1 pseudogene is annotated in these 619 nt (G+C 70.4%); it reads left to right on the forward strand.

Annotated features, from left to right (window positions below):
- Window positions 1–619: pseudogene (locus IH13_RS0108115) on the forward strand (coagulation factor 5/8 type domain-containing protein); the annotation flags it as partial.

Raw genomic sequence — 619 nt, forward strand, 5'->3', positions numbered from 1 at the left:
CTGGACCAACGGCGTCTGGAACATGACGTTCTCCGGAGTCGAGGGCGCCCCGGCGACCTCCTTCCCCAACCCCCCGTACACCACGCTCGACACCACCCCCGTCTCGCGTGAGAAGCCGTTCCTCTACCTGGACGGCAACGACTACAAGGTCTTCGTGCCCGCCAAGCGGACCAACGCCCGCGGCACCACCTGGGCCAACGGCACCCCGCAGGGCCAGTCGATCCCGCTGAGCCGGTTCTACGTGGTCAAGCCCGGCGCCACCGCCGCCACCATCAACGCCGCCCTGGAACAGGGCCTGCACCTGCTCTTCACGCCCGGCGTCTACCACGTGGACCGCACCATCGACGTGAACCGGGCCGACACGGTCGTCCTGGGCCTCGGTCTCGCCACGATCATCCCCGACAACGGGGTGACGGCCATGAAGGTCGCCGACGTCGACGGTGTGAAGCTCGCCGGCTTCCTCATCGACGCCGGACCGGTCAACTCCCCGACCCTGCTGGAGGTCGGCGGCCAGGGCGCGTCCGCGGACCACGCGGCCAACCCCACCACCGTCCAGGACGTCTACGTCCGCGTCGGCGGCGCGGGCCCCGGCAAGGCGACCGCCGGCATCGTCGTCAAC

The organism is Streptomyces sp. NRRL WC-3549 (genome assembly GCF_000721935.1).
GTDB lineage: Bacteria > Actinomycetota > Actinomycetes > Streptomycetales > Streptomycetaceae > Streptomyces.